At 33.5% G+C, this 18,633-nt stretch carries 17 protein-coding genes; 5 read left to right on the top strand and 12 right to left on the bottom strand.

Annotation, left to right across the window (positions count from 1 at the left end):
* Positions 1-445 precede the first annotated feature (445 nt).
* Positions 446-1,132: a hypothetical protein gene (locus C0J27_RS04660; protein WP_115586010.1), complete on the top strand. Its 687-nt coding sequence runs from the start codon at positions 446-448 to the stop codon at positions 1,130-1,132.
* Between the two features lie 480 nt (positions 1,133-1,612).
* Here the strand turns inward: C0J27_RS04660 and lysS are convergent, their stop codons facing one another.
* A complete protein-coding gene (gene lysS / locus C0J27_RS04655) occupies positions 1,613-3,124 on the bottom strand; it encodes a lysine--tRNA ligase (RefSeq protein WP_252120571.1) in 1,512 nt (503 codons plus the stop codon).
* Positions 3,125-3,509: 385 nt separating this feature from the next.
* On the opposite strand from lysS, the gene C0J27_RS04650 reads away from it, so the two are divergent.
* Positions 3,510-4,034, top strand: coding sequence for a hypothetical protein (locus C0J27_RS04650; protein ID WP_115586009.1), 525 nt, complete (start codon positions 3,510-3,512; stop codon positions 4,032-4,034).
* A gap of 313 nt (positions 4,035-4,347) precedes the next feature.
* Here the strand turns inward: C0J27_RS04650 and C0J27_RS04645 are convergent, their stop codons facing one another.
* From C0J27_RS04645 to C0J27_RS04600, 10 genes are all read right to left on the bottom strand, one after another.
* Positions 4,348-5,157: a hypothetical protein gene (locus tag C0J27_RS04645; protein ID WP_162801809.1), complete on the bottom strand. Its 810-nt coding sequence runs from the start codon at positions 5,155-5,157 to the stop codon at positions 4,348-4,350.
* 275 nt (positions 5,158-5,432) lie between these two features.
* The gene (locus C0J27_RS04640; RefSeq protein WP_115586007.1) at positions 5,433-6,233 is read right to left on the bottom strand and encodes a hypothetical protein; all 801 of its coding nucleotides are present in this window, start codon (positions 6,231-6,233) and stop codon (positions 5,433-5,435) included.
* A gap of 126 nt (positions 6,234-6,359) precedes the next feature.
* On the bottom strand, positions 6,360-7,601 hold the full coding sequence (locus C0J27_RS04635) for an endonuclease Q family protein (protein ID WP_115586006.1): 1,242 nt from the start codon (positions 7,599-7,601) through the stop codon (positions 6,360-6,362).
* A 4-nt stretch (positions 7,602-7,605) separates the two neighbouring features.
* A complete protein-coding gene (locus C0J27_RS04630) occupies positions 7,606-8,226 on the bottom strand; it encodes a superoxide dismutase (RefSeq protein WP_115586005.1) in 621 nt (206 codons plus the stop codon).
* A 119-nt stretch (positions 8,227-8,345) separates the two neighbouring features.
* On the bottom strand, positions 8,346-8,636 hold the full coding sequence (locus C0J27_RS04625; protein WP_115586004.1) for an FtsB family cell division protein: 291 nt from the start codon (positions 8,634-8,636) through the stop codon (positions 8,346-8,348).
* A gap of 310 nt (positions 8,637-8,946) precedes the next feature.
* Positions 8,947-9,594, bottom strand: coding sequence for a GNAT family N-acetyltransferase (locus C0J27_RS04620; RefSeq protein ID WP_115586003.1), 648 nt, complete (start codon positions 9,592-9,594; stop codon positions 8,947-8,949).
* A gap of 1,012 nt (positions 9,595-10,606) precedes the next feature.
* Entirely contained in the window at positions 10,607-11,137 is a 531-nt protein-coding gene (locus C0J27_RS04615) for a hypothetical protein (protein WP_115586002.1), read from the bottom strand.
* Between the two features lie 102 nt (positions 11,138-11,239).
* Complete coding sequence (rpsI, locus tag C0J27_RS04610; RefSeq protein ID WP_115586001.1) at positions 11,240-11,707, bottom strand: 30S ribosomal protein S9; 468 nt, start codon at positions 11,705-11,707, stop codon at positions 11,240-11,242.
* Between the two features lie 326 nt (positions 11,708-12,033).
* Positions 12,034-12,384: a TraR/DksA family transcriptional regulator gene (locus C0J27_RS04605; RefSeq protein WP_115586000.1), complete on the bottom strand. Its 351-nt coding sequence runs from the start codon at positions 12,382-12,384 to the stop codon at positions 12,034-12,036.
* Positions 12,385-12,426: 42 nt separating this feature from the next.
* Positions 12,427-12,858, bottom strand: coding sequence for a nucleoside deaminase (locus tag C0J27_RS04600; protein WP_252120570.1), 432 nt, complete (start codon positions 12,856-12,858; stop codon positions 12,427-12,429).
* Positions 12,859-13,218: 360 nt separating this feature from the next.
* Between C0J27_RS04600 and gyrB the strand changes: the two genes are divergently transcribed.
* Positions 13,219-15,723 (top strand): DNA topoisomerase (ATP-hydrolyzing) subunit B, encoded by a 2,505-nt coding sequence (gene gyrB / locus C0J27_RS04595; RefSeq protein WP_252120569.1) that lies wholly within the window; start codon positions 13,219-13,221, stop codon positions 15,721-15,723.
* A 45-nt stretch (positions 15,724-15,768) separates the two neighbouring features.
* Here gyrB and C0J27_RS04590 read toward each other — a convergent pair whose 3' ends face one another.
* A complete protein-coding gene (locus tag C0J27_RS04590; RefSeq protein ID WP_162801808.1) occupies positions 15,769-16,386 on the bottom strand; it encodes a hypothetical protein in 618 nt (205 codons plus the stop codon).
* A gap of 552 nt (positions 16,387-16,938) precedes the next feature.
* Here C0J27_RS04590 and C0J27_RS04585 point away from each other — a divergent pair.
* Positions 16,939-17,844 (top strand): HAD-IA family hydrolase, encoded by a 906-nt coding sequence (locus tag C0J27_RS04585; RefSeq protein ID WP_115585997.1) that lies wholly within the window; start codon positions 16,939-16,941, stop codon positions 17,842-17,844.
* 182 nt (positions 17,845-18,026) lie between these two features.
* Positions 18,027-18,608, top strand: coding sequence for a hypothetical protein (locus tag C0J27_RS04580; protein WP_115585996.1), 582 nt, complete (start codon positions 18,027-18,029; stop codon positions 18,606-18,608).
* Positions 18,609-18,633 lie beyond the last annotated feature (25 nt).

Raw genomic sequence — 18,633 nt, 5'->3', positions numbered from 1 at the left:
TTTTTTGCATAGATTGACGTAGTTTTTCATTAAAAAAGGGTAACGTGGCCGCCGCCACCTATGCTTCCGGAGATGAGCGAAGCGATATCGTAGGATTGTACGCAACTTTTAAATTTGGTTCACACAGCCTAGTACATGAGCAACTAAATATTAAAGCGATACATAACATGCTATACTCAACGGTGCAAATCAAATTTTCACTCTCAAGCTTTGCCCTACATTTTCTACAAAAGCTCCTGAAATTTGCTAGCCGATGAGCTTCATGCGCTTTTTTTAGATGAAAAAATCGTAAAGTGGCCGTCGCCGCCAATGTTTCTGAAGATGAGCGAAGCGATATCGTAGGATTGCAGGCTACTGTTACATTTGATTGAAACAGCCTACCAACAATAGATACTGATAGTAATGCACCCTGGTTTTAAACTCAGGGTATAAAAAAAGGAATCATATGAAAAAGCAACTATATCTTATTGCTGTTATAACAGCATCACTCAATACTCTAACCGCTTTTGACACACGAACTGTTTTTGACCCATCCAATCGTGATTCTCAATATATGTTTTTAGAAAAAATGTATATTACCAATGTTTACACACAGCGAAATAACATCTGGACACACCTTAAAACAATCATCCCTGCAACTTGCGCACTGGCTGCATATGTAAATTATTGTGGCATCTGTAGCGAGCAACTTGCACAAGAACTCATGGCAGAACATCCAATAAAAAAGCCAAAAGTTCAATCAAACTTTGCGTCTATTTGCCTTGTATTTGCAGGTCTTTGCACAGCAACATGTGCACATCAAATTGCTTATAATTTTATAGACGTATACGTTGCCCACAACGCAGTTTGTGACTTTGTAAAAAATTGGAAAATTAATCAAATCTATACACCACATGAATTTCATGATTTTTTTAATGCTTTAGCAATCAAAATGGAAAATGAAGGTGAACACGCAATTACTTCTCAAGCACATGAAATTGTTGAAATTATGCAATTTATGGTTATGCGTTATTTTGCGACTCGCTATCAAGGTGCAATGGCACTACAAGCAATGAACAACATGAATGAAACAAAACTCATGCTCGATATTATGACCTCATCAATGAGTATCAGTAAGACGCTTGGAGCATAATGAGGTTTGAAAAAATCAATTTTTTTTCTGTTAAAATGTGCCCTGCGTTTTTTACAAAAACTCCGGGAATATGCTGGCCAGTTGGCCTGATGCTCTCTTTTTTTTGAACTAAAAAAGCGCATCGTGGCCCCCACCACCAATGTTTCCGGAGATAAGCAGAGCGATATCGCAGCTGTAAATCTGGTAAAATTGCCCAACTTTTTTATGTTAAAAACGCGTATAGTCGCAGCCGCCACCACTGTCTCCAGAGATGAGCACAGCGATATCACAGCTGTAAATCTATCAAAATTAGTCAACTTTTAAGCGTATAGCGGCCGCCGCCGCCACTGTCTCCGGAGATGAGCGCAGCGATATCGTAGGATTCTTAGATTAGTTTAAAATCTAATTAAATGTACCGTATAAAAAATGCATTTTTAGATAGGCAGTAGCAAAAAAGGCGCTTGGTATAAGCGCCTTTTTCTTTAAAAATCTATGTAAATCTTATTTCTTTTTTAATGTCGGAAATAAAATAACATCTTTAATTGATGTTGAACCGGTGATCAACATAATCAATCGATCAATCCCAATACCAAAACCAACTGTTGGTGGTAAAGCATGTTCTAAAGCTAAAATAAAGTCAGCATCATATTGATGCGCTTCTTCATCGCCTGCTTTATGTGCATCCATTTGTGACTTAAAACGATCTGCTTGATCAAACGGATCATTTAACTCATTAAATAAGTTTGCAAATTCGATACCCACAATAAACAGCTCTGCACGAGCTGCAAGCGTTGCATCTTGTGCATGGCGTTTTGCTAAGGGTGAAACTTCGATCGGGAAATCGATAATAAATGTTGGTTGAATTAATGTTGATTCAACAGTTTCTTCAAACAAAAGATAAATCTTTTCGTTGATGGTCATATTTGATTTTGGCAATGCAACATGATGTTTTTTTAATAACGCATCAATTGTCGATTCATTCATATCAGCATCTGATAAGTTGTGACGAGTTTGAACCGCAGATTTCATAGAAATTTTTGCAAACGGTTTTGATAAATCGATGACATGTTCACCAAAGGCAACAATCCCCGTATCAGAAACTTTAGCAGCCATTGCTTGAATCAACTGCTCTACAATATCCATACCATATTCAAAACCTTCATGAGCTGTATAACATTCAAGCATCGTAAATTCTGGATTATGACGAGGAGAAACCCCTTCATTTCTAAAGTTACGATTTAATTCAAACACTTTATCAAACCCACCAACCACAAGACGTTTTAAATACAATTCAGGCGCAATACGCAAGAAAAACTCTTGGCCTAAAGCATTGTGATGCGTTGAAAAAGGTTTTGCTGCTGCTCCACCCGCAATTGGATGTAACATCGGAGTTTCAACTTCTAGGTAGCCATGTGATGTTAAAAATTCTCTGCAAGCTTGTACAATTAATGAACGTTTTTGTAAAACAGAACGACTTTCTGGATTACTGATTAAATCTAAATATCGTTGACGGTATCGAGTTTCTACGTTAACTAAACCATGAAATTTTTCTGGTAGCGGATGTAAGCATTTACTTTGAATCGCATACACATCAGCTTTTAAGGTAATTTCTCCACGTTGAGTTTTAAAAGAAAAACCTTTCACCCATAAAAAATCACCGATATCAACAAAACTTTGTAGTTGCTCAAAAGCTACCGCACCAATGCGTTCTTGCTGAAAATACACTTGTAACTTATTACCTTGTTCTTGTAAATGAACAAAAGCAGCTTTACCATGTAAACGAATTGATACAACTCGCCCAACAACTGCATATACTTGTACCGGTTCTGCATTTTCTACAAAATCATCGATAACTTGTTGGCAACTTGCTGTTGCATGCTTAACTTCTGGCCACGGCTCGATGCCCGCTTCACGCATTTTAGCAACTTTTTCTACACGAATTTCGTGTTCTTGTGAGCTTGATTCTACGTGATCGGCAACTGGCGCGCCATTCATATTTTTTTTATCTTCCATCTTTTCTATTCTCCGGTAAAAACTAATAATTTTTACGACTATTTGATTAATTTTTAATTAACACTTCTAGGATATACAACAAATTTTTATATAACATTTTACCCTCCGTTTTTTACAAAAACTCCGGGAATTTTTTGGCTGGTGGGCCTTATGCACTTTTTTCTCTATTGACAAAAAGCATGTAGTGGCTGCCGCCACTATTATTCTGTAGATGAACAAAGCGATATTGTAGGTTTTTATGCTGTTTTTAAATTTAGTTCACACAACTTAGTATAAAAAATATTATGGAAATTGACCAATTTCATGTACTCACCTTTTTCAATTGCTCAATGTGTGCCATACTCAATACGTAAGTTTTTTTTAAATCCCATCGAAAACAACCTTTATGAAAATAGTAAAATACCTCCTTCTTGAACTAAAAGCAAAAAAAGAAGGATCGCTTTACGCAATCCGTAACAAAACAAAAGCAGGTGATCTTACGCACCTTTTGGAATATATTTTTTTTGAATACACACGAACAGATCTTGCCTACATTGTTGAAAATTTAAAAATTATTGATGAAGAAAAAGATGATGAAGTCGTGTTACATGGCAATGGAAGAACAGTGTGCATCGATCTTAGCAATCGTACTGATATCTACATCAGTTCGTTTACTGATTATCAAACATTTGAAGATTCTATTCCGTATGTTTCTCCAGAGTATAGTTTTGTAGAACAGCTTAAACAGAATGTATTTGCATCATATACCATTGACCGGGCAAGTTTTCTACAAGTTTTGTACCAATGGCATACCATTCTTGATAATCGACCACAAGCAGTTATTTTATATGAAAATAAAGAACACAACATTGCTTTTCAATCATTTTATACGATTGAAGATGCAAACAAATGTATCAACTCTTCTTACTAAATAGAGAAAATAAGATTAACAATCAACCTCAATTGCATACAACAGATGAGGCTGTGTGAACTAAATGTAAAAATTAAAATACAAGCCTTTCATATCGCTTCGCTCATCTCCGGAAATAAGGGTGGCGGCGGCCACTGTACGCTTTTTTAGTTTTAAAAATAGTGCATCAGGCCTACTGGCCTACAAGTAAATTGCGCGAGTTTTGTAGGGCAAAACTCTCTTGTGAAAAATTTTTTCACAAAAAATAGAAGGCGTATTCGTTACTTATAACGAATACGCCTTCTATTTTTATAAATATCTTTGTAGCTTATGACTATGCAATTCGGTCGAATAACTTTGCAAATTTATTGGTTGCAGGATTTTTATCAACACCGTTTTCTTTTTGCAATTTTGCTACGTATTTAAATTCACTCATGATTGGCTGATCTAGATACTTTTGAGCAGGCTGATGACAAACTAATTTGTCATTATTATTTTTAAAAGATTGAGCAAGAATTAATTGTGATGATGCTTTATAAGGAGCTTTGACATGTTTATTCAATGCATCATTTCGCATTTTCAATATACCAGTCAATTTTTTAAAACTAAAATATCCATATTTTTTGTATATTTTATTAATTGAATTTTCAACCCAGTCACCAGAGCAAAAAGGATAGTCTGGCAAAAATTCATCCCCACAAACAAATATAGATTTTTCACGAAAATATTTCCATTGATCTAACATATCATCAATCGGTTGAAGTTTATACTCAGAAGCTTTTAGTTGAGTAGCTTGCAAAGCCGCAAGATCATCTTGTGCTATCTGCTCTAATTGTGGATTGCTTAATTCTTTAATACGATAGCGACGATCAAGATTATTATTATGAACCATAAAACCAGCTAACCATTGAAATCTGCGAGTATATGTTAATGCAAGTTGAGCCATACGAGCATCAAATAAACATTTTCTTTCAACTTCTGAACGATGTGGATTACTTAAAATTTTATTGAATTGTTGAAAAGCATAAGCATTTTTATCTTTACTGCGATTAATAAAATCCTTATCAACTTGACTTGCTTGCGCATCAAAACAACATACAGCAACCATGCTAAAAATCATGTACCTATATACATTTTTCACCATACAAAAACCTTTTAAAAAAGTGTGGTATATCATACTATTAAGTATAAATGATGCATTGTAATTTACAAATGAAGCTCGTTGAATTATGTCTTGTTTTGCATGTAAATATAAAGTAATGCATGTTGCTTGAGTTGAGTAAACCAATTTTTTACAAAAGAATTTTGCCCTACATTTTGCATGAAAGCTCCTGACACGTTGAGAAAATTAAAAAGGCGTATAAGTTATAAACAACTTATACGCCTTCTATTTTTCACAGAAATTTCTGAATCTTACAGTTATGCAATTTGGTCAAAGCATTTTATAAATTTATTAGTTTCAGGATTATTATCAATAGGATTTTCGCTACGTAATTTTTCTACATATTCAAATTCACTGATCATTGTTTGATTATCATCCTGAATATCAAATAATCCATTGCTATCGATTGAAACTTGATGACAAGGAGTTTTTACATGTTGTTGTAAAGCATCATGACGTTCTTTAAATTCAAGTGATACATGCCGTGAAGCAGTCGATCCATATTTGTGATGTATTTCACTCATTGAGATATCAACATCATGGTTAGACGAATAAATATAGCCCCGATCAAAACCATCTCCCTCAAAAGTTTCTTCATCAAAATAAATATTTTTAAAAGAAGGGTTCCATCGAGACAACATGTCATTGACCGGTTCAATACGATATTGGCAAGCTTTATCTTGTATCGCTTGTAAAGCCGCAAGATTTTGTATTGCAGCTGATTTTGACAGTTCTCTATGTAAGTTATTTCTATATGATTTTTCCCAAGGAATACTATTACGTTCATTAATTTGATGATACGCATCATAAACAGCTATCCATTTCAAACCAAAAGATAACTCTAATCCATATTTAGCTATATATGCATCTATAAGACATTTTTCTTCAAAAAGTGAAAGCTTTTGCTTATCTAAAAGTTTCTCAAATTCTTTCATAGCAAAATCATTTTTATCCATACTACGATTAACAAAATCCTTATCAGCTTGACTTGCCTGCGCATCAAAACAACATACAGCAACCATGCTAAAAATCATGTACTTATATACATTTTTTACCATACAAAAACCTTTTAAAAAGTGTGTAATATACTCTTAGTAAGTATAGATAATGCTTCATAATTTACAAATAAGACGAGTTCAATTATCTATTTTTCACTTCGTAGAGTTATAAAATTATGCATGTTTTTAAACATCAAAACGGATCGTCCCATACACTCCATCGTACCCAGGAGTTACTGCAACATTGCCACTTCTCATCGCACCAATTGATTGGGCTATCTTAAAATTACTATGGATCGCAATGTCTTCAATCTTTGCAGTTAATAAAATAAAGAATTCGTTTCCCAAATTTTCTAGCATAGACTGATATAATTTTTGAACTTTTTTGCTCGATGTTTGTACCTGTAAACTATCGGCAATAATATCTTGCAAGGGAGCAATTGCATACCGATTACGAATGTATTTTTGTGCTTGCTCAACTGTTCGATCTGCAAGTTGTGCAACTCGATGTGCAACGCCAATCGTAACACCTTTGCCACAACCTGAACAAATTTGATTTTCTTTAGACTGCTCAGGCGTCATGTACACCTTGCATGCTCGATGGCCCGAGCCATAATATTTACCCATCTCAGGGAAAAATTCTATCCCGGCAATCAGTTGCTGTGGATTGTTATTTTTTAACGCTTGCGTTATACCAAAATATGATAGATCAGTATCAAGAATATTTGCTTCTCGGCCTAAATTTTGCACACTGTGTGCATCAGAATTTGCCAAAATTGCAAAACGATCGAGCTGCGAACATTGTGCATTCATCGCAAAACTTGATGACAAGCCTTTTTCGAACGCATAAATATGTTCGATCATATCGCCAAAACATTCTTGAAACGAGTCAAATCCTGATTTAGAACCAAGAAGACCAAAATGTGGCGTCCAAATATGAGCAGGAATCAGCATACAATCAGGTGAAATATCAAGCACAATCTTAAGTAAGTCTTGAACATCTAAACTTAAAACTGGGCGACCATCGTAAGCAATGTTACCGATGGTCGCTAATTTCTGACTGATCTTGAATGCAACTTCAAGTGATGGGGAAAAAATAATCGAATGAGTTTTATAACATTTTCCATTTCGTTTAAAAACAGTTGCGATCTCTGCAGTTAATAAAAATCGTTGCGTACCTTTGCAAGTATCATACACGCTCGCATCAACCATCGATTGAAAATGTGACTGTAATAAAAAGAGACCTTGCTCTGCAGGCTGCAACATACTTTGCAACTCTTTTTGCCAGGTTGGATGAGTAAAATCACCCGTCCCCATCAAACCAATGCCTTTTAATTGGCCCCAGATTGCAAGCTGTTGTAAATCCATCGTTTTAGACGTTGCATAAGAATAACGAGAGTGAATATGGAAATCTGCTATAAACTTCATAAACTTACAAACTTTTTAAGATCTGACTGTATCGGTCTTGGACATAACCCCAGTTAACCACATTCCACCATGCTGCAATGTAATCAGCACGACGATTTTGGTAATGTAGATAATACGCATGTTCCCACACATCTAACCCCAAAATGACTTCTTTATTATTAGAAATTGGACAATCTTGATTTGCAGTCGAAACAATTTCTAATGCTCCTGTTGACCTGTCAACAGCAAGCCATGCCCAACCAGAACCAAATCGAGTTTTTGCAGCATTTTCAAACAATAGCTTAAACTGTTCAAATGATCCAAAAGTTTTTTCTATAGCAGTTAACACATCACCTTTGCCAAGTAACTTACCTTGAGGTGACATCATTAACCAAAATAACGTGTGGTTATAATGTCCACCACCATTGTTAATCACCGCTGTTGTAATATCAGCAGGCAACTCATCTGGTGTGAGTAATAAATCGTACACCGACTTACTTTGTAATTCTGGATGTTTTGCAATAGCTGCATTCAGGTTATCAATGTAGGTCTGATGGTGTTTGGTGTAATGAATTTCCATGGTTAACGCATCAATATACGGTTGTAATGCATCATAGCTATACAGTAAAGAATCTAATTTAAACATTGCCTATCTCCATTTTAAACTTATTACATAATTCAAATTAATTTATAACTTAAAGTATTAGATTATACATATACATACAAGCTGATGAGGCTTGCCGGCCTCAAGATCCTAGAAAAATATTATTTTAAAATGTATCGTAAATAAATTTTTTCATCTTTTTTTTGCATCTGTAATTTTTCTCGAGCAAATTTTTCTTGTAAAAACAGTCCTGCAGACCATTCATCTATCTGTTCTTGTAAAAAACTGTTTTCATTTTGTAATGTTGCAATCTCATCTTGTAATAATTTTTTACTTGCTTTTAATTGCTGCAAGGCCTGTAATCCTGAGGAACCAAAATTATAATTTGCAATAAAAGCTACTGCTTCAAGCGATAAAAGCAGAATAATAGATCGACTCCAAAAATATCTCATTACTCATCTCTTTTTTATTCATGACAGTTTTTAAAAAATCGTATTAATATTGTGCACAAACATAGCAGAGAAGTAAATTATAAAATATGTTTTTATAGATTCTATAGTAGATAAACATGCCTACGTGAACCAATTTTTTATTATAAATTTTTGCCATGCGTTTTTATGAAAAATTTGGGAATTTGTAGGCCAGTGGGCCTGATGCACTTTTTTTAAATGTAAAAGCGTAAAGTCGCCGACGTACATGTTTTGCAGATGAGCAAAGCGATATTAAATGTTCTATGCTATTTTTAAATTTGCTGTATACAGCCTATTTAATCAATTTAAACATTGCAAAAAAATCTTTCTGAGGCGTATATGCTAAATCAATCAAAAAACCAGCTTTATTATATGCATGAATTGCTTTTTCATTATCAGCAGCAACATACATAAACATTTTTTCCATGCTATTTTTTTTGCAAGTATCTTCAAAATGACTCAATAATGCTTGCGTTACACCCCGACGACGATAATCTTTATGTACAGCAATATCTTGAATGCATCCAACAAATTTTATTGTTTCTATCAATGGATAATTACCAGCATACTTATCATATTTATGTGTAATTCTTGGTCCATTAGTTTTTTTAAAACAATATACTTCATCGCGTTGAAGATAGGTGATAAAGCAATATATTTGAGATGGATTTGTACGAGATCGACAAATCCAACACTCTAGATCATGTACTACCTTTAAATCTGATAAATATGTATCTATTGATTCTTTAGGTAAAAAAATTCTTTGCTGAATTTCTACATCATGAAAAATCATATCGTACATTTGATTTCTCATGCTCGTATCAAAATAATCAAATTGCACAATCTCATAGGACAACTGACTGTCAATTGTAAATAATCTACCAATAAGCATAATACTTAAGCACAAATACATACAAAGAATTGTAGTGTGATATTTCATTAATTAATTTCCTTCTAAAATTTTATTATGGTCTTGCCATGCTATATTCTATACATCAAATTCTTACCGTTTTGCCTGGTAGATCATGAAAATAAGTTTTTTACATGACATTGTCCACTCAACCGATAATTTACTGACCGATTGACCTATTGCACTCTTTCTTTACATGAAAAATCGTAAAGTGACCGTCACCCATATTTCTGGAGATGAGCAAATCTATATCCCAAATTCTATGCTATTGTAAAATTCTGTTCACACAGCTTAGAATAACAAACGGCAGGCCTTAAAAAAGACCTGCCGCAAAAAAAGGAGCTACATTACAATAATATGAGCTGCTAACAACTTATATCTTATAATCATTTTAACATAGTGAAATCTAACCACAACTGGTGGTACCTTTATTTTTTATAAAATTCTGAAAATTTTCAGTTTTATGAACAACTAAACCTCAGGAGATGAGCGAAGCGATATCATAGATGTTTATGCAGATGTAAATTTAGTTGACACCACCTAAGTTTTGTAAACCAAATTTTTACTCTAAAGATTTACCCTACGTTTTCTATGAAAACTCCGGGAATTTGCTGGCCGGTGGGCCTCATGCACTATTTATTTACATAAAAAAGCGTAAATTGGTCGCCGCCACCACTGTTTCCGGAGATAAGCGAAGCGATATCGTAGGTTTTTGTGCACATGAAAATTTGGTTCACAGAGCTTAGAAAATAACTCCATGCATAAAATTGACATTTTGACGGTAAAAAGAGACAATAAAAATACAATATGAGAATAATTAATATATTACTTTTCACATAGAAGGATTTTTTGTGCGGCGTAAAATAAAAGACCGAATTATTATTTCTGTCATTTCATCGTGTACATTTTTATTTTTTTTTGTTCTAACACACACTCATATGCCATCAAAACAGCAAGTCCGTCGTCATTCAATGATGGATAATTACTAATCTATAAAATTACTAACAGGTAGAAGAAAATCTATCTCCTTATACCCTATAAGTTATTTAAAAAATGGCTTCATCGTTTGGCATGAAGATTTATTTCCATCACTTTCATTATGAGAATATCTTACCGGCGGTATGACTCGACACGATTTTGGAGAATCAATTTTTTGATTTTTCATAGCATTCGTCCATTCATATAAATCATCAAGCTCCTCACATCCAGGAATAACCTGTAAATCAGGTAAACTATCTTGGCTCCCATCTTCAGATAATTTTCCAAAAGCATGTTTATCAAATGTAAATAAGCATTCACTTGATAATAACTCACTGCCACTGCATTCACTTTCTTCATGTATTACATCATGAACACAAGATTTATGATACAAATGATGACGTGCATAACAACCTGCATACATACTTATACCTGCAGTAACTGCAATAACAGAAATTTCTTCATAGGATAAATTACCTAAATTTTTTGTAAAATCATTGAAGATACTATCTTGGTTATCACTTGCAACAAGATTGTCATGATCTGCAATATACGAAAATATCAAAATGAATGTGAAAATATTTTTTTTAGACATAAAACTCTTAAACGTAAAAATATAGAATAAATTGTCTCTTAAAATAAAAAAGCGTTACCACCAAACAGTGATAACGCTTTTTTCGATATAAATCGATAGATTCTATCTTTTTGTAAATTGGAACTTCGCACGAGCACCTTTTTGACCTGGTTTTTTACGCTCTTTTTCACGCGCATCAACTGTCAAGAAGCCTAGTTTACGTAATTCTGGACGTAATGTTTCGTCAAGCATAAGTAATGCACGAGCAACACCAAGCTTAACTGCTGAAGCTTGAGCTGTGTAACCGCCACCTTTAACGTTTACATCTGCTAAAATGCCTTCTGTGATTTGGAAACGTTCAAAAGAACTTCTTCCTTCTTCATTAGCACTTAATACAGTGAAATATTCGTTAAAATCTCTGCCGTTAATCAACATAGTGCCTTTGCCCTTACGTAGCCAAACTCGTGCAACAGCACTTTTTCTACGTCCGGTACCACTTGCAATTGGTGCATTTTTTACAGTTTTTTTTGATGCAGATGGACGAGGCTTAGCAGAAGTCGTCGCTGTTTTTGCTGTTGAAGCTATTGTCATGAGCACAAAGCCTTTCTTTTAAGTTTTCAGTATTCAAAATAATCTTAATATTTTAATACTTATTTTATAGTGGATTTATACAAAAGTCAAAAATCAATATTGCTAAAAATAATAGGCAAACAAAGATAAAAATTCATTTTTTACTACAACTGGTTACAGTTTTTTTAACTACATATTATTGATAATAATGTGATGATTTTTTAGATCAGTAGCATGCATTCAATATATTAAAAAACATTAAAAATTGCTGCTGTTTATTATCACTTATTTAGTATACCAAAATTGTATGTATTTAAATCTATTTTTTTATAGTTATAGATTATTATTTAAAATGCAGTAATTTCTGCAGCCTCTTGGCATGTCAAACAACGTTGTGCATTTGGATAATATTTTAATCTTTTTTCAGATATCTCTTGTTCGCAATCTTGGCAAATGCCATAACGACCATCTTCAATTGATCGCAGTGCAGCTTCAATCATAACGAATTCTACGTATTCAGCATTTTGAATAGAATTGCGTAATGTTTCAAGCGTCGAAGATACTGCTTGATCGCCATCATCTTGTGATTGATTATCAGATACCGGTTCTTTTGATAATCGATCAAGCTCAATTTCAAGCTCTTTTTTTCTTATAAGTAACTCGCTTTTAATTTTATCTAACTGGCTCTGAGCTAACATGCTTCAGGCTCCTTTGCGTTTTAAAAAATTTTTTTAATAAGTTTATCGATTCATTTTTTCTTGAAATTCAATAAGTGGTAAAGAATCTTTGTATATCCCAAACCATTCATATTTGTCAACATTACACCCAAATAATGGCGAGTTTGCTGCATATACAATTCGACCAATACGAGAAAGAATTAACGCCCCCATACACATAATACATGGCTGCAATGTGACATACAAGGTGCAATCATTTAAACGCCAGCGTTCTAATTTTTTCGTAACTTTATGCAAAACTTGTAGCTCGGCATGGGCTAATTGCGTATGTTTTTTTTCTACCTGATTATAAGCACGTGCTATGATTTTTCCATCTTTATTCAAAATAACAGCACCAATAGGTACTTCATCACATGCAAAAGCTTTACCAGCTTGCTTGAGCGCATGCTTCATACCAAAATCATCAAATTTAAAGTTTTTTATATCATCACTCACAAAAAAACCTTTTACCATTAATCATGTATAAAGTATTGGAAAAATATTGTTTTATAAATTAAACTAAGTTAATACTGTATACTATATTGAAATGATGTAAAATAAACATACAAATAATATAACACCAACGTGTTACAATAAAGCATCTATAATAACCTACCACACCACTATGGTCGTCTCCTAAAACATGATAGTGCAAGATTTTATGTCGTATAAAACTGATAAGTCTCGTTCAAATCAGAATTTTTGGAGTTTTTATAAAAATGTAGGGGTAATTTATTATAGTTACCAAAAAAGTCTTTCGATATTTATATAATATTGTGAATTTAAAAAATCAAACACCATTTTCCGGAGTTACCTGTGGCAAACAATCCTTCAAACAAAGACGATGCATTAAAAAATTATAATGCCAGTTCGATTCGAATCATGGAAGGACTGGAAGCAGTTCGTAAACGCCCTGCCATGTATATCGGAAACACCGGCATAGGCGGTCTTCATCATCTTGTTTATGAAGTCGTTGATAACTCAGTTGACGAAGCACTTGGCGGTCACTGTAGTGACATTAAAATTGTTTTACATGTTGATGGTTCATGCTCAGTTGAAGATAACGGTCGTGGTATTCCAACTGATATTCATCCAACCGAAGGCATTTCTGCAGCTGAAGTTGTTTTAACAAAACTGCATGCTGGTGGAAAATTCGATAAAGATTCATACAAATTTTCTGGTGGTCTTCATGGCGTAGGTATTTCTGTTGTAAACGCTTTATCAAGTGATTTACATCTTGAAATTTACCAAAATGGCCACGTGTACGAACAGAATTTTAAAAAAGGTATTCCTCAAGATTCTTTAACAATCACAGGAAATACAAGAAAACGTGGAACCTACGTACGCTTCACGCCAGATGCTGAAATTTTTCAAGAGACGACAGTATTTAATTTCGATACGTTATCAGTACGTCTACGTGAACTTGCTTTTTTAAATAAAAACTTAAAAATCGCCATTTCTGATAAAGCACAAAATAAAAACCACGTATTCCTTTTTGAAGGTGGTATTGTCTCTTTTGTACAATCAATTAACGATAAAAAAGATCCTTTATTTTCTGAAATTATTTACATCTATAAAGAAGATGAAAAATATATTCTTGAAGCAGCAGTACAATACAACGACGGCTTTAAAGAACAGATTTTCTCATTTGTTAACAACATTAATACCGTTGAAGGCGGAACGCACGTCAGTGGTTTTAAATCTGCACTCACAAAAGCATGTAACAAACGTGCTCTTGCTATGAACATGATTAAAAGCGGTGATAGTTTTTCCAGCGAAGACGTTCGTGAAGGTCTTGTTGTTGTTATCAGTTTAAAAGCCCCAGAACCTCAATTTGAAGGCCAAACAAAAACAAAACTTGGTAACAGCGAAGTAAAAGGTATTGTTGATTCATGGGCATTTGGTGCACTTGATACGTTCTTTGAAGAAAATCCTGCAATAGCTAAAAAGATTTTACTCAAAGCTGAAATGGCTCGTCGTGCTCGCGATGCAGCTAAACGTGCTCGTGATTTAACTCGTCGTAAAACTGCCCTAGAAAGCACAATTTTACCAGGTAAATTAGCAGATTGTTCAAATGAAGACCCTGCATTATCTGAACTATTCATCGTTGAGGGAGATTCAGCGGGCGGATCTGCAAAACAAGCGCGTGATCGATTCACACAAGCAATTTTGCCATTAAAAGGTAAAATTTTAAACGTAGAAAAAGCTCGTCTTGATAAAATGTTAATCAACGAAGAGATTAAAGCTTTAATTTCTGCTGTTGGTTGTGGCATCGAAAACCAAGAAGAATTCAATCATACCAAAGCTCGTTATCATAAAATCATTTTAATGACCGATGCTGACGTTGACGGATCACACATTCGCACACTATTATTAACATTCTTCTTCCGTTACATGCGCCCATTAATTGAACAAGGTTACTTATACATTGCGCAACCACCATTGTATAAAGTTAAAATTGGCAAACAATCTCAGTATTTAAGTGATGATAACAGTTTAAAAACTTTTGTTTTTGATTGGGCTAAAAATAACGTTTCATTAGCTTTTGTTAATAAAACAGAAAGCCCAACTGATCTGCATAAACTTTTAGATGATGTCTTAGTATATGAAACTAAAAATCATGCAATCAGCGTTAACTTTAACCTTGAATACAAACATTGCCATCAATTAGCACTATTCATGCATCAAGAACAGAATATTGAACTTGATAATTCAGAAAAACTTATTGCTCAACTACAACCATTCTTCCCTGATTTTGCAATTACGTTACAAGCACCTGATATGGCGCCTGTGCAAAATGTTATTCAACATGACATCAAGCATACAGAACATGAAATCATTCAAGAAGATGAAGTAGAAACTGAATACAAAAAAGTAGACGGTTTAGAAAAATCTCTGATTTTTACTAAATCAAATATTTCATGGACGCTGCCACTTGAATTCTTTACTTCAGAAAAAGTAGTTGAACTTGTTGCAACGATGAGCCCATTATTTATGCTTGAAAAAAATAGATGGGTACTGTTCCTTGGCAACAGAGAAAAGGGCATCGAAGATCAAGGTATCTTGCGCATGGGGTATGCTATTGGTCAATTAAGCAAACCATACATGTATATTCAACGATACAAAGGTCTTGGGGAGATGAACCCTGAACAATTGTGGGAAACTGCTATGGATCCAGAAACTCGTTTATTCTTACAAGTTAAAATCGAAGACGGCTTAGAAGCTGACGCTTGGTTTAGTAACTTGATGGGTGATAGCGTTCTTGGTAGAAAACAGTTTATCGAAGAAAATGGTAAATTCGTTAAAAATCTTGATATCTAAATCTTGATTATATAATTAATGAGTACATAAAAAGCGCCTTGAATTTCAAGGCGCTTTTTTTATCTCAACTAAATTTTCTTTTATAAGTATACATTCAACTTCTACTAAAATTGAACCTCGCTCATTTTCAATTCCTGAAAATATTTCGTTTGTATAATATGATGAAATATCCATAACTCCAATTCCCTCATTATCTGTTGTCCAGCGAAACCCAACAAGGACTCCTTGCGGGCATATTTTCTCAATTTCACTAACCTTACTGGATACATTCTTTGCTTTCTTGTTATTTTCATCGTAAACAGTTGCAATATATATTGGCAAATCTTTATTAGCACCATGCATGAAACTTAATGGGATATATTTCAAAACAGGATAAGCAGTCACAATATTGCCTGATGAATTTTTTGCCATACCAATAACAAGATTTGAATATGGGCGACGTATATATTTTATAGTAGGTGTTTCAGCTAATACTTCACCGCGCTGCCAAGTATATAACAAGTCCTTTTCTAAACTATTTTTTCTCATTGTTTCTGGAAATATTGTTTTTCTGTGATGCATATTTACTGCACTTATAACACCATTTTCAGAATTTTTAACAATATCAGTATATTTTTTATCACCATTATACACATGGCAATTAATAATATGCCCTAAATTCATAGGGTAAACACAACTAAACTGAAACAATATCAACAGTAAAGTATATTTATTCAAAGTCATCATAATTTTATATTTTCGATGTTATATTAGTACCTTATATTCACAAAATGTAATGGACTAATAGAATAATTTAAATTTTGAAAAAATTATACAAAATAAATTTTAGTTTTAAATTAAGTACTTTTTACAACACTACTCAAATAGAAACAATTATAAAGCGCTCAAACTTATTCCTCTAGGTTGAGTAAACTAAATTTTCACAAGAGAGTCTTGCCCTACATTTTGTATGAAAACTCCGAAAGTTTGCTTGCCGGTTGGCCCCTGATGCGCTCTTTTTCACATGAAAAAGGGTAAAGTTGCGACTGCTGCGACTATTTGGAAAGATGAGGGGAGCGATATCATAAGATTGTATCGTTCTTTTAAATTTGGTTTGCACAGCCTAAAATACATATTATTTTTTCACTAGTTACAATAAAAAAATATTTAGCATTTTACGAATACCAAAAAAAAATTTATAGTTAGTTTATATTACTTTTACTTACGAAAAAGCTCATGAAAAACTTTATATTTTTTGCAATACTACTGATTAATATAAACTATGTATCACCATTGCAAGCTCAAGAAAACCATATATCTGAATATCAAACCATGATGACCTATATCTCTTCATATATTTGGCAGAATCAAATAGTTGACACAATTCCTAGCTCCAGCAATGATACCGCAATTATTTTTGATCTTGATGGCGTGGTGCTGACAACTGATAAGTTACAAGCTTTTCAAGAAATCGGCATGGCAACTATACTGCAGTATGTTGCAACGAACTGGCAATTGCCATCACAAGCTCGTCTTTTTCAAATTCTTGAAAGCGTACCTGCTGAGTCAAAGTTTCAAGCATATAATCAAGGCATTTTAATGCCACAAATTATGGTCGATTGGCAATGCTCATCGCAAAGTCTTCTTTCTATACAACTTGCAATGAATCGTCACATTAAAAATTCTGCAATTTCTGATGCTGAAAAAAATTTATTGCTCCAGACAACTGCTATGATGACCAATCCAGAAAAATTTATTAAAACACGAAAAACAATTCCCGCAGGTGTTGCATTATTACATGAATTAAAAAAAGCTGGTTATAAACTGTATGTATTATCAAACTGGGATGCAGCATCTTTTAGTTTATTACAGAAAAAATTTCCAGAAATTTTTATCCATAATGATGAAAATATGTTTGATGGCATTATGATTTCAGGAAAAATTGGAACCTTAAAGCCTGAACGCTCTATGTTTGAAAAATGCTTAACAGAATTTAATATCACACCAGCACATGCAATTTTTATCGATGACACCATTGAAAACATTCAAGCTGCTGACAATCTTGAAATGAATACAATCCATTGTAATCCTCAAGATATTGCTCCAGTTCGCAACAAATTAATAAAAATTTTATCAAAATAAAATCATGTACCTGCATAAAAATTTTATATCCATAGCACTATCTAATTTTTATAACAAGCAAGATTAAATAAAAAGATCATTGTACAACCCATAAACATTGTAAAACGATCTTTTATATTGCTCAAACAGCTGCTATGATTACAGATAGAAATCATACTTTTCACAAAAAAAGAACAAATACCATGAAAATATCGTCTGTATTGCGCACATTTTTTATCATTTTACTATCAACTCAAGCTGTTCACACCAGTGAAAAATGGATACCGTTATCTTTTTTTTCTCAGTATAGTTGCATGCAAACTCACGCATGGAAATTACCAAGTTTTAATACACTTAATTCACAAGACGTTGCTGTGTATACAACAATTGCAGTTGCAAGTGCTGCAACTTTGTATGGTATGTATCGCTGGATGCAACCAGCTAAAAAACCTCTTAATAATACACCAAAAGTTAGCAATTCAAGCAGTCAAACTGTAAAAAATAAGCAATTAAAAATACTCAATGCTCACACCCTGAATGCAACAACTCAAACAGAATATTCATATCAAGACGTTGCTACTTTGCAAAAACAAAATGCTGATCTTATAAGACAAAACAAGCAACTTCATGATTTAGTTACTCATGCAACATCACAATTACTTAAAAAAACAAAAGTAATAGCCACACAACAAGAGATTATAAAAATGCAAGAGAAAGCATTAGGATTTGAAAACACAACAAAATCATTTGATACAATATATGCAAATCTTCCAGAACAAAAATAAATTAAGAACTCATTGAACGAAATAA

This window comes from Candidatus Chromulinivorax destructor (genome assembly GCF_003366055.1).
GTDB classification, from domain to species: domain Bacteria; phylum Babelota; class Babeliae; order Babelales; family Chromulinivoraceae; genus Chromulinivorax; species Chromulinivorax destructor.
Note: the sequence above shows the minus strand (reverse complement) of the source record. Positions and strands in the feature narration are given on the sequence as shown.